The 19,130-nt window shown below is 63.8% G+C and carries 34 protein-coding genes; 9 read left to right on the top strand and 25 right to left on the bottom strand.

The window, feature by feature from the left end; all coding sequences use genetic code 11:
- The coding region (locus IB235_RS19660) for a TCP-1/cpn60 chaperonin family protein (protein WP_304612859.1) at nucleotides 1–595 on the bottom strand (595 nt) is incomplete at its 3' end.
- A gap of 38 nt (nucleotides 596–633) precedes the next feature.
- On the bottom strand, nucleotides 634–921 hold the full coding sequence (locus tag IB235_RS19655) for a co-chaperone GroES (protein WP_155040647.1): 288 nt from the start codon (nucleotides 919–921) through the stop codon (nucleotides 634–636).
- 191 nt (nucleotides 922–1,112) lie between these two features.
- On the opposite strand from IB235_RS19655, the gene IB235_RS19650 reads away from it, so the two are divergent.
- The 9 genes from IB235_RS19650 to IB235_RS19610 all read left to right on the top strand — a co-directional run bounded on the left by IB235_RS19650 (nucleotide 1,113) and on the right by IB235_RS19610 (nucleotide 8,927).
- Nucleotides 1,113–2,414, top strand: coding sequence for a glycosyltransferase family 4 protein (locus IB235_RS19650; protein WP_192338164.1), 1,302 nt, complete (start codon nucleotides 1,113–1,115; stop codon nucleotides 2,412–2,414).
- 66 nt (nucleotides 2,415–2,480) lie between these two features.
- Nucleotides 2,481–3,524, top strand: coding sequence for a TraB/GumN family protein (locus IB235_RS19645; protein ID WP_192338163.1), 1,044 nt, complete (start codon nucleotides 2,481–2,483; stop codon nucleotides 3,522–3,524).
- Nucleotides 3,514–3,849: a nuclear transport factor 2 family protein gene (locus tag IB235_RS19640; protein ID WP_192338162.1), complete on the top strand. Its 336-nt coding sequence runs from the start codon at nucleotides 3,514–3,516 to the stop codon at nucleotides 3,847–3,849. Before IB235_RS19645 ends, IB235_RS19640 begins: the two co-directional genes overlap by 11 nt.
- Complete coding sequence (locus tag IB235_RS19635; RefSeq protein WP_192338161.1) at nucleotides 3,849–4,478, top strand: DUF1345 domain-containing protein; 630 nt, start codon at nucleotides 3,849–3,851, stop codon at nucleotides 4,476–4,478. Before IB235_RS19640 ends, IB235_RS19635 begins: the two co-directional genes overlap by 1 nt.
- Nucleotides 4,479–4,561: 83 nt before the next feature.
- Nucleotides 4,562–5,482, top strand: coding sequence for a manganese-dependent inorganic pyrophosphatase (locus tag IB235_RS19630; RefSeq protein WP_155040642.1), 921 nt, complete (start codon nucleotides 4,562–4,564; stop codon nucleotides 5,480–5,482).
- Between the two features lie 15 nt (nucleotides 5,483–5,497).
- The gene (locus tag IB235_RS19625) at nucleotides 5,498–6,367 is read left to right on the top strand and encodes a TIGR01459 family HAD-type hydrolase (RefSeq protein WP_192338160.1); all 870 of its coding nucleotides are present in this window, start codon (nucleotides 5,498–5,500) and stop codon (nucleotides 6,365–6,367) included.
- 153 nt (nucleotides 6,368–6,520) lie between these two features.
- Nucleotides 6,521–7,450 (top strand): bifunctional riboflavin kinase/FAD synthetase, encoded by a 930-nt coding sequence (locus IB235_RS19620; RefSeq protein ID WP_192338159.1) that lies wholly within the window; start codon nucleotides 6,521–6,523, stop codon nucleotides 7,448–7,450.
- A complete protein-coding gene (locus tag IB235_RS19615; protein ID WP_155040639.1) occupies nucleotides 7,450–7,890 on the top strand; it encodes a YcgN family cysteine cluster protein in 441 nt (146 codons plus the stop codon). The genes IB235_RS19620 and IB235_RS19615 overlap by 1 nt, the downstream gene beginning before the upstream one ends.
- Complete coding sequence (locus IB235_RS19610; RefSeq protein ID WP_192338158.1) at nucleotides 7,887–8,927, top strand: low specificity L-threonine aldolase; 1,041 nt, start codon at nucleotides 7,887–7,889, stop codon at nucleotides 8,925–8,927. The genes IB235_RS19615 and IB235_RS19610 overlap by 4 nt, the downstream gene beginning before the upstream one ends.
- Here the strand turns inward: IB235_RS19610 and IB235_RS19605 are convergent.
- From IB235_RS19605 to IB235_RS19495, 23 genes are all read right to left on the bottom strand, one after another.
- Nucleotides 8,924–9,394 carry a CinA family protein gene (locus IB235_RS19605; RefSeq protein ID WP_192338157.1) on the bottom strand — a complete coding sequence of 157 codons (471 nt, stop codon included), beginning with the start codon at nucleotides 9,392–9,394 and terminating at the stop codon, nucleotides 8,924–8,926. The genes IB235_RS19610 and IB235_RS19605 overlap by 4 nt on opposite strands.
- Nucleotides 9,391–9,888, bottom strand: a complete 498-nt coding sequence (locus tag IB235_RS19600) for a phosphatidylglycerophosphatase A (protein WP_155040637.1) — start codon at nucleotides 9,886–9,888, stop codon at nucleotides 9,391–9,393. The genes IB235_RS19605 and IB235_RS19600 overlap by 4 nt, the downstream gene beginning before the upstream one ends.
- Nucleotides 9,889–9,890: 2 nt before the next feature.
- Complete coding sequence (locus tag IB235_RS19595) at nucleotides 9,891–11,036, bottom strand: bifunctional 2-C-methyl-D-erythritol 4-phosphate cytidylyltransferase/2-C-methyl-D-erythritol 2,4-cyclodiphosphate synthase (RefSeq protein ID WP_370576951.1); 1,146 nt, start codon at nucleotides 11,034–11,036, stop codon at nucleotides 9,891–9,893.
- A gap of 63 nt (nucleotides 11,037–11,099) precedes the next feature.
- Nucleotides 11,100–12,083, bottom strand: coding sequence for a tyrosine-type recombinase/integrase (locus IB235_RS19590; RefSeq protein ID WP_192338155.1), 984 nt, complete (start codon nucleotides 12,081–12,083; stop codon nucleotides 11,100–11,102).
- Nucleotides 12,080–12,256, bottom strand: coding sequence for a hypothetical protein (locus IB235_RS19585; protein WP_192338154.1), 177 nt, complete (start codon nucleotides 12,254–12,256; stop codon nucleotides 12,080–12,082). Before IB235_RS19585 ends, IB235_RS19590 begins: the two co-directional genes overlap by 4 nt.
- Complete coding sequence (locus IB235_RS19580; RefSeq protein ID WP_192338153.1) at nucleotides 12,256–12,411, bottom strand: hypothetical protein; 156 nt, start codon at nucleotides 12,409–12,411, stop codon at nucleotides 12,256–12,258. Before IB235_RS19580 ends, IB235_RS19585 begins: the two co-directional genes overlap by 1 nt.
- The gene (locus tag IB235_RS19575) at nucleotides 12,404–12,676 is read right to left on the bottom strand and encodes a hypothetical protein (protein WP_192338152.1); all 273 of its coding nucleotides are present in this window, start codon (nucleotides 12,674–12,676) and stop codon (nucleotides 12,404–12,406) included. Before IB235_RS19575 ends, IB235_RS19580 begins: the two co-directional genes overlap by 8 nt.
- Complete coding sequence (locus tag IB235_RS19570) at nucleotides 12,673–13,230, bottom strand: hypothetical protein (protein WP_192338151.1); 558 nt, start codon at nucleotides 13,228–13,230, stop codon at nucleotides 12,673–12,675. The genes IB235_RS19575 and IB235_RS19570 overlap by 4 nt, the downstream gene beginning before the upstream one ends.
- Before the next feature lie 30 nt (nucleotides 13,231–13,260).
- Complete coding sequence (locus IB235_RS19565; RefSeq protein WP_192338150.1) at nucleotides 13,261–13,626, bottom strand: HNH endonuclease signature motif containing protein; 366 nt, start codon at nucleotides 13,624–13,626, stop codon at nucleotides 13,261–13,263.
- The gene (locus tag IB235_RS19560) at nucleotides 13,623–13,928 is read right to left on the bottom strand and encodes a hypothetical protein (protein ID WP_192338149.1); all 306 of its coding nucleotides are present in this window, start codon (nucleotides 13,926–13,928) and stop codon (nucleotides 13,623–13,625) included. The genes IB235_RS19565 and IB235_RS19560 overlap by 4 nt, the downstream gene beginning before the upstream one ends.
- Nucleotides 13,929–13,996: 68 nt before the next feature.
- Nucleotides 13,997–14,344, bottom strand: coding sequence for a hypothetical protein (locus tag IB235_RS19555; RefSeq protein ID WP_192338148.1), 348 nt, complete (start codon nucleotides 14,342–14,344; stop codon nucleotides 13,997–13,999).
- Nucleotides 14,345–14,360: 16 nt separating this feature from the next.
- Nucleotides 14,361–15,542, bottom strand: coding sequence for a DUF6745 domain-containing protein (locus IB235_RS19550; protein ID WP_192338147.1), 1,182 nt, complete (start codon nucleotides 15,540–15,542; stop codon nucleotides 14,361–14,363).
- Nucleotides 15,542–15,904 carry a DUF968 domain-containing protein gene (locus IB235_RS19545; protein WP_192338146.1) on the bottom strand — a complete coding sequence of 121 codons (363 nt, stop codon included), beginning with the start codon at nucleotides 15,902–15,904 and terminating at the stop codon, nucleotides 15,542–15,544. The genes IB235_RS19550 and IB235_RS19545 overlap by 1 nt, the downstream gene beginning before the upstream one ends.
- Complete coding sequence (locus IB235_RS19540) at nucleotides 15,901–16,305, bottom strand: recombination protein NinB (RefSeq protein WP_192338145.1); 405 nt, start codon at nucleotides 16,303–16,305, stop codon at nucleotides 15,901–15,903. Before IB235_RS19540 ends, IB235_RS19545 begins: the two co-directional genes overlap by 4 nt.
- Nucleotides 16,292–16,477 carry a hypothetical protein gene (locus IB235_RS19535; protein WP_192338144.1) on the bottom strand — a complete coding sequence of 62 codons (186 nt, stop codon included), beginning with the start codon at nucleotides 16,475–16,477 and terminating at the stop codon, nucleotides 16,292–16,294. The genes IB235_RS19540 and IB235_RS19535 overlap by 14 nt, the downstream gene beginning before the upstream one ends.
- On the bottom strand, nucleotides 16,474–16,764 hold the full coding sequence (locus tag IB235_RS19530) for a hypothetical protein (protein WP_192338143.1): 291 nt from the start codon (nucleotides 16,762–16,764) through the stop codon (nucleotides 16,474–16,476). Before IB235_RS19530 ends, IB235_RS19535 begins: the two co-directional genes overlap by 4 nt.
- On the bottom strand, nucleotides 16,761–17,363 hold the full coding sequence (locus IB235_RS19525) for an RAD52 family DNA repair protein (RefSeq protein ID WP_225612488.1): 603 nt from the start codon (nucleotides 17,361–17,363) through the stop codon (nucleotides 16,761–16,763). Before IB235_RS19525 ends, IB235_RS19530 begins: the two co-directional genes overlap by 4 nt.
- Nucleotides 17,360–17,539, bottom strand: a complete 180-nt coding sequence (locus IB235_RS19520; RefSeq protein ID WP_192338142.1) for a hypothetical protein — start codon at nucleotides 17,537–17,539, stop codon at nucleotides 17,360–17,362. The genes IB235_RS19525 and IB235_RS19520 overlap by 4 nt, the downstream gene beginning before the upstream one ends.
- A gap of 91 nt (nucleotides 17,540–17,630) precedes the next feature.
- Complete coding sequence (locus tag IB235_RS19515; protein ID WP_192338141.1) at nucleotides 17,631–17,993, bottom strand: hypothetical protein; 363 nt, start codon at nucleotides 17,991–17,993, stop codon at nucleotides 17,631–17,633.
- Nucleotides 17,993–18,166: a hypothetical protein gene (locus IB235_RS19510; protein WP_192338140.1), complete on the bottom strand. Its 174-nt coding sequence runs from the start codon at nucleotides 18,164–18,166 to the stop codon at nucleotides 17,993–17,995. The genes IB235_RS19515 and IB235_RS19510 overlap by 1 nt, the downstream gene beginning before the upstream one ends.
- On the bottom strand, nucleotides 18,163–18,741 hold the full coding sequence (locus IB235_RS25920; protein ID WP_192338139.1) for an HNH endonuclease: 579 nt from the start codon (nucleotides 18,739–18,741) through the stop codon (nucleotides 18,163–18,165). Before IB235_RS25920 ends, IB235_RS19510 begins: the two co-directional genes overlap by 4 nt.
- Nucleotides 18,738–18,953: a hypothetical protein gene (locus IB235_RS19500; RefSeq protein WP_192338138.1), complete on the bottom strand. Its 216-nt coding sequence runs from the start codon at nucleotides 18,951–18,953 to the stop codon at nucleotides 18,738–18,740. Before IB235_RS19500 ends, IB235_RS25920 begins: the two co-directional genes overlap by 4 nt.
- Nucleotides 18,946–19,122: a hypothetical protein gene (locus tag IB235_RS19495; RefSeq protein WP_192338137.1), complete on the bottom strand. Its 177-nt coding sequence runs from the start codon at nucleotides 19,120–19,122 to the stop codon at nucleotides 18,946–18,948. The genes IB235_RS19500 and IB235_RS19495 overlap by 8 nt, the downstream gene beginning before the upstream one ends.
- Nucleotides 19,123–19,130: the final 8 nt, after the last annotated feature.

Here is a 19,130-nt window from a genome sequence, read left to right as displayed (position 1 = left end):
AGCCGCGGTCGAACTGCATGCCTTCGACGACTTCGACTTCGGTCTCCATGCCTTTGTTTTCTTCGACGGTGATCACACCCTCGTTGCCAACTTTTTGCATGGCTTCGGCGATTTGCTGGCCGATGAAGGCCTCGCCGTTGGCCGAGATGGTGCCGACTTGGGCGACTTCAGCCGAGTCGTTGACCGGACGCGAAGCAGCTTTGATCGCTTCGACGACTTTCGAGGTCGCCAGGTCGATGCCGCGCTTCAGGTCCATCGGGTTCAGGCCAGCTGCAACCGACTTCAGGCCTTCTTTGATGATGGCTTGAGCCAGAACGGTGGCGGTGGTGGTGCCGTCGCCAGCTTCGTCATTGGTGCGCGAAGCGACTTCGCGGACCATCTGGGCGCCCATGTTCTCGAACTTGTCCGAGAGTTCGATTTCTTTGGCGACCGAGACACCGTCCTTGGTGATGCGCGGTGCGCCGAAGGACTTGTCGATCACGACGTTACGGCCTTTCGGGCCGAGGGTCACTTTGACGGCATCCGCGAGGATGTTCACGCCTTTCAGCATGCGGTCGCGGGCGTCGCTGTTGAACTTGACTTCTTTCGCAGCCATTTGTTCGTCTCCTAGAATGGGTTACGCGGAAGCGGAAATCAGGCGATGACGCCCAGGATGTCGCTTTCCTTCATGATCAGCAGCTCTTCGCCGTCGATCGTGACTTCGGTGCCCGACCATTTGCCGAACAGAACACGGTCACCAGCCGAAACCGAGGGTGCGATCAGCTCGCCCGAGTCCTTGCGCGCGCCTTCGCCGACCGAGACGATTTCGCCTTCAGCGGGTTTTTCTTTGGCGCTATCGGGGATGATCAGGCCGCCCTTGGTTTTCTCGTCCGACTGGACGCGACGGACCAGAACGCGGTCATGCAGCGGTTTGAAAGCCATGTGAACACTCCGGTGTTACAGGTTGCAGTGTCTCGTTGTTGGCACTCGCGTTTGGTGAGTGCCAGTGCGCAACCATCTAGGCAGCGCCCAGATTCGTGTCAACGGTCACGGCCTACGAAATTTCTGTTCAAATTCCTTGACGCCATTTCTTGCCGCCGGATAGCCAAGAGGGGCGCAGGGCGGCGGGGTGCATGGTGCAGGAACGGATCAGGGCACTTGTCATCGCCGAGGCCGCGAATCCGGAATGGGTATCGGTTCCGCTGGTCGGCTGGTCGCTGGCACATGCGCTGCGCGAGGTGGCCGATGTCCATATCGTGACCCAGATCCGCAACCGTGACGCCATACTGCGCGCCGGTCTGGTCGAGGGTCGTGATTTCACCGCCATCGACAGCGAAAAACTGGCCGCGCCCCTGTGGAAGCTGGCCGAGAAGCTGCGCATGGGCAAGGGCGTCGGCTGGACCATGACCACGGCGATCTCGACCCTTGGTTATGGTTACTTCGAGCGGCTGATCTGGCAAAAATTCGGCCCCGACATCCGCGCGGGTGAATATGACATCGTGCATCGGGTGACACCGCTGACACCCACCGCCGCCAGTCCGATCGCCGCCCGTTGCACGGCGACGGGCGTGCCCTTTGTCATGGGACCGCTGAATGGTGGCGTGCCCTGGCCCAAGGGTTTCGATGCCGAGCGGCGGCGGGAAAAGGAATGGCTGTCCTATATCCGTGGCGCCTACAAGGCGCTGCCGGGCCGGGGGGCGACGCTGGGTGCCGCCAGCGCGATCATCTGCGGCTCGACCCATACGCGAAGTGAGATCCCCGCGCGCCATCAGGCGAAAACCGTCTGGCTGCCCGAAAACGCCATCGACCCGGTGCGCTTCGGTATGGTCGCGCCGCAACCCGGCACGCTGCCCTTGCGGGGCTGCTTCATCGGGCGGCTGGTCCCCTATAAGGGCTGCGACATGGCGATCGAGGCGGCGCTTCCCCTGCTGAAATCCGGCTCGCTTTCGCTCGATATCATCGGAGACGGGCCGCAGGGCGAGGCGCTGCGCGATCTGGTCGCGCGTGAGGGCGTGGCCGACGGCGTGCGCTTTCACGGCTGGCTGGAACATGCGCGCGTTCAGCAGGTCGCGGCGCAGTCGCAGTTGCTGGTGTTCCCCTCGGTCCGCGAATTCGGCGGCGGGGTGGTGCTTGAGGCGATGGCGCTTGGCGTCGTGCCGGTGGTCGCCGATTATGCCGGTCCGGGTGAGCTGGTCGATGACTCGACCGGATTCCGTATCCCGATGGGCGACCGACCTGCGCTGGTCGCGGCCTTGGGCAAGCAGTTGCAGGCCATTGCCGCCGACCCTTCGGTGCTGCCGGGCATGGCCGCCGCCGCGCGCGCCAAGGTCATGCGCGATTACACATGGTCCGCCAAGGCCGGGCAGGTCCAGCGCATCTGGCGCAGCCTTCTGGACGGGCAGCCGCTGTCGCAAGAGCTTCCCCTGCTGCGGTGAATGTCACGCATTGGCAGGGTAGCCCCCGACATGCCATTCTTTGCGCAGCGAAAAGGAAACCTGACGATGCGCCTGCGCCACCTGCTGACCACACTTGCCCTTGCCGCGGTCCTTGCTGCACCGGCACGGGCACAGGAATGCGTGGGGCGGAACCTGTTCGACGACCTGCCCCCGGGACGGATGGAGCAGTTGCAGGCGGCGACTCGCGACATTCCCTTTCATCGCGGGCTGTTCTGGCAGGCGACCAAGGGCGATCAGGTGGTCACGCTGATCGGGACCTATCACTTCAACGATCCGCGCCACGACGCCACCATGAAGCGTTTCGGTCCGGTTCTGGACAAGGCAGCCACGCTGCTGGTCGAGGCCGGTCCCGCCGAGGAAAAGCGGCTGGCCGGGGCCATGACCAGCGATCCGTCGCTGATCATGGACGCCAAGGGGCCGACCCTGCCGGAACGCATGTCCCCCGAGGACTGGAAATCGCTGTGGACCGCGATGGAGGCGCGCGGCATGCCCGCCGTCGTCACCAGCCGGATGCGGCCATGGTATGTCTCGGTCATGCTGGGGATCTCGCCCTGCATGCTGCAGACGGTGCGCAAGACCGGCGATACCGGCGGGCTGGACCACCAGCTGATCGAGCGCGCTGAAAAGGCGCAGGTGCCGATCCACGCGCTGGAGCCATGGGACACGGTCTTCAAGCTGTTCGCAGGCATGACGCCGGACGAGGAAATCGACATGATCCGCGCCGCCATGCCCGCGGCTGAACATGCCGACGATTATGCAGTCACGCTGACCGAGGCCTATTTCTCGGGCGATAGCTGGCTGATCTGGGAGTTCGGCCGCTTCGACGCCTATGACAATTCGGGCATGTCGCGGGCTGAAATCGACCAGCAGATGCGGCTGGCGCAGGACAAGCTGATGGACCAGCGCAACCGCAACTGGATCGCCCCGATCGAGGCGGCGGCGGCGGACGCGGCCAAACAGGGCAAGGGCGTGGTCGCCGGTTTCGGCGCGCTGCATCTTCCGGGGCGGAGCGGCGTGCTGGCGCTGTTGCAGGCGAAAGGCTGGACCATCCGGCCGATCAAGTCAGGGGAGGAAGCGAATGGCGGATGAACTCTGGCGCGAAGAGCGCGATTTCTGGCTGGCGGGCAGTGCCGAGGCCGCCCGCAAGCTGGATGACGGCTGCCTGATGGTCTTTGCGCCCGCAGGCATCCTGACCCGGCGAAAGGTCGTGGAAAACCTTGGCGCGTCCCCGCGCTGGCAAGAGGTCACCATCTCGGACCGGGCCAGCATCGAAACCGATGAGTTGTGCGTGCTGGCCTATCGCGCCACCGCCCGCCGCGCCGGGGCCGAGACCTATCGCGCGCTTTGCACCACCACATGGATCCGCCGCGACGGGGACTGGCGCATCGTCCAGCACCAGCAAACGCCCGTCTGATGCTGTCCGATCTGCGCCGCCATCAGCGTTTCATCCTTAGCTTCCTGCTGGGGCTGGCGGCGGGATTGGGGCTTTACCACCTTGAGACCGTGGACCGGCTGCTGACTTTCTCGGTCACCTTCAACCAGTGCTATCTGGTGCTGACGGCGGTTTTGATGCGCCGCCTGACCATCGACATGCTGCGCGGCCATGCCGATCTGGACGACGAAGGCATGCTGCTGATCGTGCCGCTGGCCATGGGCTCGGTCGCGATCAACCTGTGGGCAATCTTGCAGGTCACGCATGACGACCATGTGGGGTGGTTGCGTCTGGGGCTGGCCTTGGCCTCGGTGCCGCTGGCATGGGCTATGATCCATACTGTCATGGCGTTTCACTACGCGTCGCTTTGGTATGCCCGCCGCCCCAACGGACAAGAGACGCGCTGCCTGCAATTTCCGGGTCTGGCCCCGGATGGTGAGGCGCGGATCTGGGATTTTCTCTATTACAGCTTTGTCTTGGGGATGACGGCGCAGACGGCGGATATTTCGACGCTGAATACCCGCGTGCGCCGGATCACACTGGTCCATTCGGTGTTTTCCTTCTTTCACAACACGGTGCTGCTGGCCTTGGCGGTCAGCGCGGTTGCGTAAGCGGGCAGGGCCTCGGTCAATAGACATCCCGCGCGCCAAGCCCTATAAGTCGCGCGACTTTTCCGCATTCGCGCAGGTATCCCATGATCAAGGTTCTTGGCCACAAGGCCCCCGACACCGACTCGACCGGCTCGCCCATCGTCTGGGCTTGGTATCTCTCTGAGGTCCGCAAAGAGCCCGCCGTTGCCGTGCTGCAGGGTGAACCGAATACCGAAGCGCTGTGGATGCTGGCGAAATGGGATCTGCCGAAGCCGCAGATCGTCACCGATCTGGCCGCGGGCGAGAAATGCGTCATCGTCGACACCAACAACCCGGCCGAACTGCCCGCCTCGATCAATGAGGCCGAGGTGCTTGAGATCATCGACCACCACCTGCTGGCTGGCGGCATCAAGACCCGCCTGCCGATCAACATCACCATCCGTCCGCTGGCCTGCACCGCGACGATCATGTTCGACCTGATGGGCGAGGACGCCTACAACCGCGCCCCCCGCGCAGTCAAAGGCGCGATGCTGACCTGCATCCTGTCGGACACGCTGGAATTCCGCAGCCCGACCACGACGCCGCATGACCGTTTCGTGGCCGAAAAGGTCGCCAAGGATCTGGGGGTCTCGATCCCTGCCTATGCGGCCGAAATGTTCGCGGCGAAATCCGATGTCTCGGCCTTCAGCGAGGAAGCCCTGCTGCGCATGGACAGCAAGGAATACGAACTGGGCGGCAAGCAACTGCGCGTCTCGGTTCTGGAAACCACCGCGCCGCAGGTCCTGCTGGACCGCAAGGGCGCGCTGATGGCCGCCATGCCGGGCGTTGCCGCCGCCGATGGCGCCGACGAGGTGCTGCTGTTCGTCGTCGACATCCTGAACGAGGAAGCGACCCTGCTGATCCCGAACGATTTCGTGAAGCAGGTCGCCGAGAAAAGCTTCAACGCGACCGTCGCGGGCGACACCGTCGTTCTGCCCGGCATCATGTCGCGCAAGAAGCAGATCATTCCGGCTCTGGCGATCTAAGGTAAAGGCAGTTTCATGACGCAGATCATCAATTCGCTGGCCGAAATTTCGGCCGATTACGACGTCCTGTTCTGCGATCTGTGGGGCTGCCTTCACAACGGCGTCGAGGCCTATCCGGCCGCCGTCGCCGCGCTGCAGGGTTTCCGCGCCAAGGGCGGCAAGGTGGTCATGCTGACCAATGCGCCGCGCCCGTGGAAATACGTGGCGGCGCAGCTGGACCGCATGGGCGTGCCGCGCGATGCGTGGGACGTGGTGGTCAGTTCGGGTGATGCCGCGCAGGACGCGATGTTCTCGGGCGCGGTCGGGCGCAAGGTCTGGGCGATCTCGGTCGCCAAGGACGATGGCTTCTTCAACGACATTCCCGAGGAGTGGCAGAACGCCCCCGCGATTGAGCGGGTCGAGCTGGATCAGGCCGAAGGCATCGTCTGCACCGGCCTGTTCGACGAAGTGAACGAAGTCCCCGAGGATTACCGCCAGACCCTGACCAGTGCCAAGGAACGCGGGCTGAAGCTGCTTTGCGCTAACCCGGACGTGATCGTCGATCTGGGCGAAACGCGGCTGTACTGCGCCGGCGCGCTGGCCGAGTTCTATGAGGATCTGGGCGGTATCTCGCTGTATTTCGGCAAGCCCCATGCCCCGATCTATGATCTGGCGCGGCGCAAGCTGGGTCTTGGCCCGGATGCCCGCATTCTGGCCGTTGGCGACGGCATTGCCACCGACGTGCCGGGCGCAAGCGGGCAGGGGATCGACGCGTTGTTCGTCACCGGCGGGCTGGCGCATGACCAGTTCGGCACGGATGTCGAGGCGCCGGAGCAGGCCAAGCTGGACGAATGGCTGGCGCTGCGTCTGGAAAACCCTCGCTACAGCATCGGCCGCCTGCGCTGAGCCTAAGAGGTCGCTGCATGAAATCGGCGGGGGCAAGGACTTGCAACCGCCTGCATGCGGCGATACGGACCTAATCAAGTGGGCATGGCGGCCGGGCTGTCGCCGTGCCGGAAATTCGACTGACAGGGCCGGGCCGGCCCATCGGGGGCCTGATTGCGCATCCATCACGACTGGAAGGGTCTGTCGCCTGAGGCCCGTGGTGCAACCGTCGCCATGGGCAATTTCGACGGCGTGCATCTGGGCCACCGCTCGGTGATCGACGCCGCGCGCGCGGCTGCCGATGCGCCGCTGGGCGTCATCACCTTTGAGCCGCATCCGCGTCAGGTCTTTGTGCCCGATGCGCCCGCATTCCGCCTGATGAATGCCGAATCCCGCGCGAACCGTCTGGCGCGGCTGGGGGTCGAGCATCTGTATCAGCTGCCCTTCGACGCGCTTCTGGCGGGCCTGACCCCCGAGGATTTCGTGCGCGAGGTGCTGGCCGAGGGGCTGGGCGTCCGCCATGTCACCGTCGGCGCGGATTTCTGTTTCGGCCGCAAGCGTTCCGGCAATGCCCAGACGCTGACGCAGCTGGGCCATGATTTCGGCTTTGGCGTCACCGTCGCGCCGCTGATCGGGGACGGGCGGAAGGAATACAGCTCGACCGCGATCCGAGAGGCTTTGGCCGAGGGCCGGATGCGCGATGCCGAACGGATGCTGGGCCATTGGCACCGTATCGACGGCGAGGTGCTGCACGGCGACAAGCGCGGCCGCGATCTGGGCTATCCGACCGCCAACATGGCCGTGAACGGGCTGCATCTGCCGCGGCTGGGCATCTATGCCGTGCTGATCGACGTGCTGACCGGGCCGGAACGCGGCAGCTATGCGGGCGTGGCCAGCCTTGGCGTGCGCCCGATGTTCGACGGGCAGGTGCCTAACCTGGAAACCCATATCTTCGATTTCCGCGGCGATCTTTACGGCGAGCATGTCTCGGTCGCGCTGGTCGAATATCTGCGCCCGGAAATGAAATTCGACAGTCTGGACGCGCTGATCGCCCAGATGGACCGTGACAGCGCGCAGGCGCGCGAAATTCTGGCGGCACGCTGATGCGTGAGCGTTTCTGGGAAATGCCGCTCAAGAACCTGCGGCCCGACGAATGGGAAGCCCTTTGCGACGGCTGCGGCAAATGCTGCCTGAACAAGATCGAGTATGAAGACACCGGTGAAATCGCCTTCACCTGCGTCAGCTGCAAGCTGCTGGACGGGCAGACCTGCCAATGCTCGAACTACGCCAATCGCCACCAATTCGTGCCCGATTGCGTGGTGCTGACGCCGAAGAAGCTGAAGGAAATCGCGTGGTGGCTGCCCGCAACCTGCGCTTACCGCCTGCGGACCGAGGGCAAGCCCCTTTACCCGTGGCATTACCTGATCTCGGGCGACCGCGAGTCGGTCCATGACGCCGGGATCAGCATCCGGGGCCGCACGGTCAGCGAATTGACCGTGACCGAGGATGACTGGGACGACTACATCATCGAGGATCTGGCATGAATTTCGCATCGGACAATGTGCATGGCATTCACCCGAAGGTCCTGAAGGCACTGTCCGATTGCAATGAAGGCGCGATGGGCTCCTATGGGGCCGATCCGGTCACCGCCCGCGCTGAGGCAGCTTACCGCGAAATTCTGGGCGCACCGGATGCCGTGGTGCGTTTCGCCGCGACCGGCACCGGGGCGAATGCGCTGGTCTGCGCGCAGCTGTCGCCCAGTTTCGGGCGGATCTATTGCCACGACAGCGCCCATATCCACCGCGACGAATGCGCCGCGCCCGAGTTTTACAGCCACGGTGCCAAGCTGGTGCCTTTGCCCGGCGCGGATGGCAAGTTCACCCCGGAAACGCTGGCCGAGGCGATCCGTTTCGGTAAGGCGGGTAGTCTGAACGATGGCCGCAACGCCATGGTCTCGATCACCAATGCGACGGAATGGGGCACTGTCTATGACCCCGCCGAGGTCGCAGCACTGGCGCGCATCACGCATGAGGCCGGGCTGCCTTTGCATATGGACGGCGCGCGCTTTGCCAATGCGGTCGCGGGTCTGGGCGTTGATGCCGCCGACCTGACCATCCGTGCGGGCGTCGATGCGCTGTGCTTTGGCGGGACCAAGAATGGCGCGATGGCCGCCGAGGCGGTGGTCTTCTTTGACCCCGCCCGTGCCGAGGGCTTTGACTATCGCAGGAAGCAGGCCGGGCAGGTCTGGTCCAAGCAGCGCTATCTGGCGGCGCAGATGCTGGCCTTGGCGACGGACGGGCTGTGGCTGGATCTGGCGCGGCATGCCAATGCCATGTCCGCGCGGCTGGCGCAGGGCATCGTGCAGGCCGGGGGCGATCTGGTCGTCCCGGTGCAAGCCAATGAGGTCTTTGCCCGCCTGCCGTCCGAAGCCCATGCCCGCGCCCGTGGCCATGGCGCGGCCTATCACATCTGGCAGGATCAACCGCCCGTCGGCGATGAGCCGGTGACCGTGCGACTGGTCACCAGCTGGGCCACGCATGAGGATGACGTGGGTCGCCTGCTGGAGCTGATGCGCGGCTAGTCCTTGCGCAGCGCGGCGGCCAGCAGCTCCAGCGCGTGATCGACGGTGGCGAGGCGGACCTCGGCCCGGCCAATCGCCCCGAAATCGACCGTTTTGGTCCTGATCCCCCACGCATCGGCCAAGCCGAAACAGACCCGCCCCTCGGGCTTATGATCCGACCCGCCCGGACCCGCGATGCCGGTGACCGCGACCGCGATCCCGGCTTGCGAGCGTTTCAGCGCCCCCGAGGCCATTTCAGCCGCGATTTCCTCGCTGACCGCGCCGTAAACATCCAGCGTCTCGGGGCGGATGCCCAGCATCTCGATCTTGGCGGCGTTGGAGTAGGTCACAAAGCCCCGATCCACCGCCCGCGACGATCCCGGCACATCGGTCAGGCGACCGATGATCAGACCGCCCGTGCAGCTTTCGGCGGTGGCGATCATAACGCCCCGCATGCGGGCCAGATCAAGGATGTCGGCGGCGTTCACAGCATCGGTTCCAGCACTCCGTGGTAGAGCCCGGCAAGGATCACCGAAACCACGCCCGCAAACAAGCCCGCCCACAGATCGTCCAGCATCACGCCCGCCGCATCGCCGCGTCGGTCGGCACGTCCGACCAGCCAGGGTTTCCAGATGTCGAACAGCCGGAACAGCAGGAAAGGCGCGACATAGGCGGGCCATGCGTCAAGGATCGACACCCCGTGCCGCCACAGCGGGATCACGGTGAAGCACATGGCAAGCCATTGCCCCGCGACCTCGTCGATGACGATTTCGGAGGGGTCCTTGTTGGCGCTGCCCGCGATCACGCGCGGGATCGCCCAGAAGCCCAGCACGGTCGCCAGCACGAAGCCCAGCGGCACCAGCAACGTGCCACCCAGCTCGCAGGCCAGCACCGCCAGCGCCACGGCGGCGGCCGAGCCCCAGGTGCCCGGGGCGGGGCGCAGCAGGCCCACGCCAAAGAATGTCGCGATCTGGCGTTCCATGGTTATCCCCGGATCAAGGTTGCGGTGGCGATGGCGGCGATGCCTTCCTCGCGCCCGGTAAAGCCCAGACGTTCCGAGGTGGTGGCCTTGACGCTGATGCGGTCGGGATCGACGCCCATGATCTCGGACAGGCGCAGCTGCATGGCCCCGGCATGCGGGCCGACCTTGGGCCGCTCGCAGATCAGGGTCACATCGGCATTCCCCAAGGCGAAGCCCATGCTACGCGCCAGCTCGATGGCGTGGCGCAGGAAAATATGGCTCTCGGCGCCCTTCCATTGCGGGTCGCTGGGCGGGAAATGCCGCCCGATATCGCCCTGCGCCAGCGCGCCATAGATCGCGTCGGTCAGGGCATGCATGCCGACATCGGCGTCGGAATGACCCAGCAGCGCCTTGTCATGCGGAATCTTCACGCCGCACAGCCAGACATGATCGCCCGTCGTAAAGGCATGCACGTCAAATCCGTTGCCAAGGCGAATATCCATCGGGGCCCCCATGATGCGTTCGGCGCGCGCGAAATCCTGCGGCCAGGTCAGTTTCAGATTGTCTTCGTCCCCCGGCGTCGCGGTGACGGTCAGCCCGGCGCGCAGCGCCAGTTCGACGTCATCGGCGGCGCCGTCGGGAAAGGCGCGATGCGCGGCAAGGATGGCGTCAAGGCGGAAGCCCTGCGGTGTCTGGGCGCGCAGCAGCCCCTCGCGGTTGGCGGTGCCGGTGACATGGCCACCCTCGGCGCGCCACAGGGCGTCGGTGACGGGCAGGCCGGGGGCGGCGGCATCCGCGCCCGCCTCCAGCGCCGCGACCACGCCATGGATGACATGCGGCGAGACCAGCGGGCGCGCGCCGTCATGGATCAGCACATGGGTGACACCGCTGCCCTCAAGCGTCTCCAGCGCCGCGCGGATGCTGGCGCTGCGGGTATCGCCGCCCGCGACCAGCACGACCTGCCCGGATAGCTGGCCAAGGCCACGGCCCATATCCTCGGGGGACAGGGTCACGACAATGCGGGGGAAACCCGCGAATGCCTCGATGCTGCGCTGGATGACGCTGCGCCCGTCAAGGACGCGCCATTGCTTGGGAATGTCGCCGCCCGCGCGGGTGCCGCGCCCGGCAGCGGTGACGATCACGGCATATGTGTCAGGTATCTTTTCCACTGTGTATCGCATTGTAATTATTTAATAACTGTTTTGCGGAACAAATCGCGGAACAATGTTCCTCTATTTTCCCCGCGCGTTCTGCGCTTCCTTCGCCCGTGCCTTCTGCGCTGCCGCACCGGCGTAGAGCAATACCATTGCCGAATTTGTGTGGCCAGTTATGGCCATGACATGCTCGGCAGTCATCCCCGGCAATCCAGCAATCTCGCTGGCGGCGGAATGTCGCAGGGCGTGAATGTCCCATGCCTGCGCCCCTATCTGGATGCGCGTGTCCATGATCCATTTGTGGGCCAAGGAATAGCTTACCGGCCTGCCGTTGGGCTGCGTCACGATGGTAAGCCCCCGGCGAGGTGTGTCACGCAGCACAGCATTCAGCGAGGCTGTGAATGGCACATAGAGCGCCGCGCCAGTCTTTCCCTGCCTCACGCTGATTCCAGCCCCGTCGCTGTCCCCCCATCGCATTTTCAGCACGTCCCCGATGCGCTGGCCGGTCCCTAGCAGAAGCTCGAAGATCAAGCGCGTATCGGCATTGGCGGCTTCCCTGAACGCCTCGATCATCTCGGCGGGCCACGGCCCGCGCGGCTCGCGCTTGCCTTTCAGCGCCCGAACGCCTTGCGCGACATTCTGGTCAAGCCAGCCTATTCTGATGCCGTGGGCCAATAGCGTGGCCAGCGCCTTGACCTTGCCGTTTGCCTCGGTCGGCGTGTCCTTGAGCGCGTCTCGCATCTCATAGACATGGACCGTGCGCAGCGTGGCCGGGTCCACTGTCGCCATCTTCTCCTCGAAATAACGGAAGTGCCGCGCATAGGTTTTGTGCGTGTTCGCGGCCAATTGCGGCCAACGGTCGCTTTCCACGTAAAGCTGGATCAGACCCTTCATCGTCCGCTTTGGAACCGGGGGCCTGCCGCGCAAGAGCATTGCATATTCGGCGGCGAACTCCGGCGTGCCAGGCTCTGCATGGACCCGGATATTCTTGCCGTGCTTGCAGAAGTAGACATAGCGGCTGCGTCCTCGTCTGTAGCAATAGGCCGGCAGATCACGCTTCAACGCTTGCCCCACTGGATCAGGTCAACCGGCTGGACCGCGCCCGCTATCTGCGGGGCGTCCTCATAGGTCAGCACGATGGTCTTTCCCTCGACTTTGACCGAGGTGACGCGCTTTCCTTGCCGCTCGCTTGCTTGGATCAGGCGCTCAAGCTGGTCAGGGATGCTTGCCGCCATCATTCCCCCTTTGCCTGCTGGGCGGCTTCTTGATCGGGTTTTGATCGATCGGCACCATCTTGCATGATGGCTAGAATGGTGCGCTGTTGAAACAACGCCTTAGCCCGTGCCAGATCGGCCAGAACATTTGACCCGGTTTTAATCACGTCAGTCACGCCTCCCTCCCTTCTGGTCGGTGGCGAGAGCGGCGCGACAGCAGTTGCATTCGCCGGTAGGCTGGTAGCAATCGAGGCAACACCCGTGCAGGGCTTCCGCCGCTTCAACCAGACGCCGCAGCCGATCATTCTCGCGCTTGGCGGCTTCTAGGGCGTCGGCGATCTCGGCGCACATGCAACCGCTCTTGGCATCCATCACCCGGCACTTTTCCGTCAATAAGCACGGCTGACCTTCGCGACATTTCCTGATCAGATCATCGCTCATTTCCCGGCCTCCTTCTTCCCACGGGCGAGGATGGCGGCGGCGATATCTGAACAGGCCGACGCATCGTCATCCACGAGGCAACCCGGCCCGATTGCGTGCCATGTCTTGTGCCGGTCGCGCGCCACGTCAGCACACGCCTCACGCTCGGCCTGCACAGCGCGTTCCAGCGCAGCGGCTGCGTCGGGGGTGAGGGGTAGGGCGCGGATGGAGCGAGATAGGATATACCGAACAGGAACATCGCTGGCGTCAATCAGAACAGCCGCCCGATCCAGCGTCTCCCGCTCCACGGCACCGAGGCGGGCTAGGGCGGTGTCACGTTGGCTGATCAACCGATCGTGATGATCAGATGCATCTTCTTCGCGCTCGCCCGCCTCATCCCGCTCCTTGGTCAGCGCCTCCACACGGGCGGCAAGGGCGCGGAGGGTGGCGGCGATGCGGTCATCATAGTCGCAGATGCAAGCGTATTCTCGGCCTTGGCATCCACGCTTATGATCATCTTCGCACAGCAGCCGCTCAATCGCTGCGGGCGACAGGTCAGGGGATTTATCGGTCATTTGAGAGGCTCCATCGTGAGATCCATTTCGTCAAGACCGCGCACAAATGCGATGGGCGCGCTTCCTCGCCGCCATTTGGCGCATGTTTTCGCCATGATTGCCGTCCATCAGGTGCGTCGGATTGACGCAAGATGGGTTGTCGCAAAGGTGCAAAACCAGATCGCTAGGCTCTTTCCCATGGAAAAGCTGGAATGAAAATCGATGCGCTCGAGCCTGCTTGGGCTTCTTTACGGTGAAAACACCGTATCCACGATCAGACTTTGCTCCGATCCAATTCCAGCAATTGGAAAGGTCTCCATCTCCCATATCCACAAATCGGATAAATCGATCAGCAATGGCCCCTTCCTGTCCCGGACATATCGGGAACGCTGCCCCGCCATCTTGCTTGCCGGTCATGCGGATTCCTCCGGGGCTGCGGGAAGGGGCATCCAGTGGGACGGCTTCATGGTGTGGTCGCCGTAGGCGTTAAGCCAAGCTTTGATGCCGGGACCCCATGAAGCCACGTCATGCCAGCAGTCGACGAAAACGAGGACATACGTTCCATCCTTCGGCGCCGTCGCAATCGGCTGCCATCCGCCCCGCACGTATTCGATCTGCGGCGCGTCATAATCCGGGTCAGGCGCGCTGTAGGCATCGCCGATCCAGTTGCATTTCTCAGGGCCGGGCGTGACCCAGATGCGGTCGGGGGTGGTGGTCATGCGGCGCGCCTCCATGCGCTATCTGTCGCTCGGGATGGTCGCCCCGTTAGGAGCGACACACCGGAGCATCAGTCGGCCACGCGCCGGGCCATGTCCGAGAACGGGTTGAACTCGCGCTTGATGCGGATTTCGTATTTCCCCGGCTGGATCGCGTGCGCCCCGTGCGGGTTGCCTGCCGTCTGCCGAAGCGTAGTCGGCCTCTCGACAATCGCATGCAGGATGCGCATCCCTGCCGGGGCATCGACGCGTTCCAGCACCGTCACGCCGTCAGCATCGATGACATGGTGGTGGTGGCTTTCGCTCTCTCCCACGATGACGACGCCATTGCTGGCCTCGATAGCGCGGGTTTCGTGGGTTCCGAAATCGTCCACAGGGACAAAACGTACTTCGCCTTGGCGGATATGTTGATTATTCATAAGCATTTCCTTTCGTTTAGCTGACTGCGGTGGGGTAGTTGAAATCGGCTTCGGCCATCCCGAATGACCATGCCTGAGCCGCCTTTACGGTGTTGATCGACTTGCCGTCGATGTCGCTTTGCCGTGGCACGCCCTCGACAATCAGGCCGTTGCGTGGGCAGTAGGCGCGCAGGAAGCGCCCCGGCTCATCCAGACCCGGCAACGTCAACTCAATCAGGTCGCCGTGGTCTGGATCTGGGTCGCTGTCGATGACCTTGCATTGCAGCAGGTCAATCGCCTTGGCCCAGCCGACAATCTCCATGCCAGCGGCGCGTTGCTCGACGTTTTCGACAGCCAGAACGGATGCTGGATCTAGGCTCTCGCGACCCTCAATCCATTCAGCCGGGACGCGAACCCCATGCCAGGCGTGCAGCGAATAGCCTGATGGGAACCGCATCGCCGCTCCGTTTTCCGAGTGCAGCCGCTGCTGGTCATCAAATCGCAGAATATCAGGACGCCGCGAGACGAATGCGTGGCCTTCGTATGCGTAGAGCGGGCCGCAGGCTTCGGCGTAAGCGCGCCACGCCGACAGCCATTCAGATTGCGTCTTAGTGTATTTGACACCAACGCGCTCTCCGAAGGCATAGAACGAGATCCAATATAGCTCCGAGCCGCCAGCGAACCACAGGATGTCATGAGCGCCCCTGAGCTGGCCCCTGAGCTGGCCCCCGAGCTGGTCCCTGAGCTGGTCCCCGAGCTGGTCCCAGAGCTGGTCCCTGAGCTGGTCCCTGAGCTGGTCCCCGAGCTGGCCCCTGAGCTGGTCCCTGAGCTGGTCCCCGAGCTGGCCCCTGAGCTGGCCCCTGAGCTGGTCCCTGAGCTGGTCCCAGAGCTGGTCCCTGAGCTGGTCCCCGAGCTGGCCCCTGAGCTGGCCCCAGAGCTGGTCCCAGAGCTGGTCCCAGAGCTGGTCCCTGAGCTGGTCCCAGAGCTGGTCCCTGAGCTGGTCCCTCAAAATTGCCCGCGCCCATAGGCACTGCACGGGATCTGCAAAGACCCAGACGGTTGGTTCTGCCCTCCCTGCTGCGCGATAGATGGCCCGCACGGCAGCGCGCATCTCATCGTCGCTGGCCCAATGGGGACGCAGCGCCAGCGCCCGGCATTCATCACGGAACGTGGCCATTTCTTGCCACTGAGCGTCGGTGAGGGTGTTGATTTTGCTCATCAGAACCAGTCTCCCAGAATGGTGTCATCGTATTCGGCCAGCATCTTTTCGACGCGGGCCAGAAGTTGATCGGTCGTGCCGTGGGCCTCGTAGAAAGCGCGGGGCGAGTGGTGCAGCGCGCCGGGGCCGTATTCGCGGCGGTGATGAGAAGGGCATAGGGGCAGCACGTTCATGTTGCTGCGCGGTTTGCCTTCGTGATGAATTTCGACCGGTCGAGAGCCACAGACCAGACACGGCAAGGCTGCGACTGCGGCCATGTGCTTGCGCTCCGTAGCTGTCTTGGGGTCGCGGCGGGTTTTCCCCTTGCCGGCGCGTTGCCCAAGCGGCCCGCGGCCTGCGAGATCACCGATGCGGGCGTTCATGCGGCCTCCCAAATATCCACGCCATGTTCGGCGCAATGAGCCTCGATGAAGGTTTGCAGGTCGGCCATTTCGCGCACCGAAAGATCGGATGAGCGGAAGCCGGTCGGGAACCAGGTGAACCCGTCGAGCGCTGGCAGGACCTGCACCTGACGGCCCATCGCTTGGAGAAAAATGCACTTCCACTGCTCGTCGCTGAACCGCGCGCCGTTGATCGTCATGCGCTTCGACACGCGGCCCAGAAGCTCCCAAAAACGATCATTCTGGGCATCGGATCGCTTCGGCTCTTTGAACTCCACGCGATGCCCGATCTGGCAGGCGCGCTCGAACCACTGGCGGGCCGTAGCGATCCGTGCGGGCGTGTCGAGCGTGATGCCGTGACGCGCCATCTCAGCACGCGCCATGGTCTTTGAACCGGCGGTCAAAGACTGGCTGCACCTCGGCCAGCGTCCAGCCGTGTTCGTCTGCAACCTCGGTGATGATCCACAGATCGTTGCGACCGGGATGCGCGGCTAGCATCGCGTGGATGGCGTCGGTGATGCGCTGTTCTTGGCGGGCGCGGATGAGGGCGTTCACAGCAGCACACAAGCCGTGAATGGGATCGCATCCCCGTCATCGAACCCCGGCGCGCCGCCCGTGCTGCCACCGGCATAGCCACCGCCCGTGTTGCCCTGATGGTTGTCGTCGCGCGGCTTGGCCTCCCACATCATCAGCGATACGCGGCCTTCTGCGTCGGGCAGGGGTAGGCTGTCGAACACGAGGGAGAAGCCGCCCTTGTCTCGGGGGAACGCTGCGCCGACCTTGTGCCAGCGGGTCTTGCCGTCCTTCTGGGGGCGGGGGGATAGAATGTCGTAGCGGGTCATGCTGCTTCCTTCGGGGTCAGTTGTTCCTTGCGCACGTCTTTCGCGGCGATGACTTCGGCGTCATCAGCTACGGCGCGGTGATTGCGGTAGAGGTCGCCAAAGACGCGCTGCAACTCGGCCAGCGTCTTGGCTGCCATGATCGCGGCTTTGGCCTGATCTGCGGTCGGCGGCTCGACCCCCACGTTTTCACGGGCCTTGTCGTAGAGCGCCAAGCCGAACGGGTTGCCGAGGGTCATCATCGCGCGCTTCATCGCGTCCGTTTCGGCTTCTTTGAGCGCGCTTTCATGCGCCTGCCCAACGTCGCGATCAATGCCTTGGCCGAAGCCACACCCATCACGGACGACGCCGCCAACGGTGATGCGGACGCGTGCCAAGTAATCCACGCGCATCTTTCCATCGACATCGCGCGGCTCGCCAAGCTGGCGCAGTTCCAGCGTTTCGCGGGTCCACTCGCCGAAGCCGAAGATCCGGTTCATCTCGGATATGGCGTGCCACCCCTCGATATACTGGACCTGTCCGCCGCCTTGCTTGCGGCCTTTGACGTGTGCCGGATCCAGTTTCTTAGACAACTCGGCGCTTGCCTTGTCCCAATCCATCATGCTGCCCTCTCTTGCTGAGGTTGCGGGTATTCTGTCCACTCACAGGACGGGATGCCTCGGGCCATCTGGTCCAGCTTCCACGCGGCGCGGATGCGGTATTCGCTGTCCGGTGAGCCGGGGCGGAACTGAGCCGCCTCATGCAGCAGGTCGGATGCGAGTTGGTGAGCGGTATGCATCACGGTTGATCCTTGAAAGCGCCCCTGCGGCTTGTGGTGGATGCCGCAGGGGCAGTTGCGGCTGGCGGACAGTGAGGCCAGCCGGGGAGGGTCACAGGGCGCGGATCACCGGACCGCCGAAGCCGTTGCCGCCGCAATCGGGGCAGGTCTGGCTGACGGTCGCCTCGGTGTCGGCGTGGAATGTCTGCATCAGGCCGGTCCCAGCGCAGCGCGTGCAGAAGCGGTCGGACTCGCCAGCGATGGGGAATGCGACGGCGTTGCCGTGAATGCTGCCGGTGTTGCGGACCAGTAGTTCGGCATCGGCCAGCGCGGACTTGAAGTCGCTGAACACCTGCCATGCGTGGTCAAAGGCGCGGTCGATCTCGGCCAATGCCTGTTCGCTCGACATGTTGCTCAGGTCCACGGCGAAGGCGTCCATCTGAACCATGCCGGTCGGGAATGAGTGGCGAAGCATCACGCGGCCCTTTCCATTTGCATGATGCGGGCGCGGGCTTCCTCGCGATCCGCTTGGATGTGTTCGATCAGGGAGGCGATGCCAGCGAGGCGCGCTGCGTCCCGCCAGTCGATCTCTCCGCGCTCGGAGATGGTGCGCAGATCGCGGATGGCGTCTTTAACGGGATCGGTCACAGCCCATCCTCCGCCACAGAGGGGAAGTTCAGACGTGCGAACTCTCCGCGAAGCCTGAGTGCCGCAGCATCGAACGCCTTCGCGGCATCCAATTCGCTTTCAAATGTTCCTAGATGGAGCTTCTTCCCGTTGTGGCGTATCTGTGCACGCCACGCAGTGGATCGTCTTATTCTGGAGACGCCGTTAAAATTCGAGGTGCCGCCTTGCCCCGGAACGTTCTGATTGTTCTGAAGCGGGGTCGCCTCTCTGAGGTTTGACAGTCGATTATCGGTACAAACCCCATTAATGTGATCGATATAAAACGAGGGCCACCGCAAGGCGCTCATTGCCCAAACTACGCGATGGGCATAGATGTGATGGAAGTAAATGGACCCGCAGAGGCGTCCGTTCTTGTGGCGGCTATTGAGGGCCTCCCTACCGGCGTACCTGGTGTTCCACCTATCGCATAGCTGCTGTGTGCGGAAATGCGATAACTCTCGCTCTTTCCATGTCAGGATTCCGGCGTCGAAATCGCAGATTAGAAGATCGTTTAGTTCCTCGACTTTGACGTGCCTATACTGCTGCCGGCGGCTCATTTTTCGCCACCCCCCTCAGCAAAAACGGTGCAGGACTCGACGGAGCCGCAGTCGTGATCGATCGTCAGGGGCGAGAACGTCAGCCAGCCGATGAACACGCCGACTGCGGCGCTGGATACCATCACCACCGCCAGCACGATGGCCGTGCAGAGCATGCCGCCGTCATCTGGCTCGGGGAGGTGGGATTGATAGCTGTGCAGGGCGTCACGCATGGCTGGCCCCGCCGGGGTTCGAGGTCGGAATGCGGCCGGTCTGGATCGCGGCCATGGTGGCGGGGTCCAGAGAGATCGGAGCGGAAAGGGTCACACGCTGCGAGGCCGTGAGGGCGTTCAAGCGGCGGATGACGATCTGGCGGGCGGGGGTATCGGATCGGTCAAGCATGGCTTCCT

The sequence above is a fragment of the Paracoccus sp. PAR01 genome, assembly GCF_014851995.1.
Lineage (GTDB): Bacteria > Pseudomonadota > Alphaproteobacteria > Rhodobacterales > Rhodobacteraceae > Paracoccus > Paracoccus litorisediminis.
Note: the sequence above shows the minus strand (reverse complement) of the source record. Positions and strands in the feature narration are given on the sequence as shown.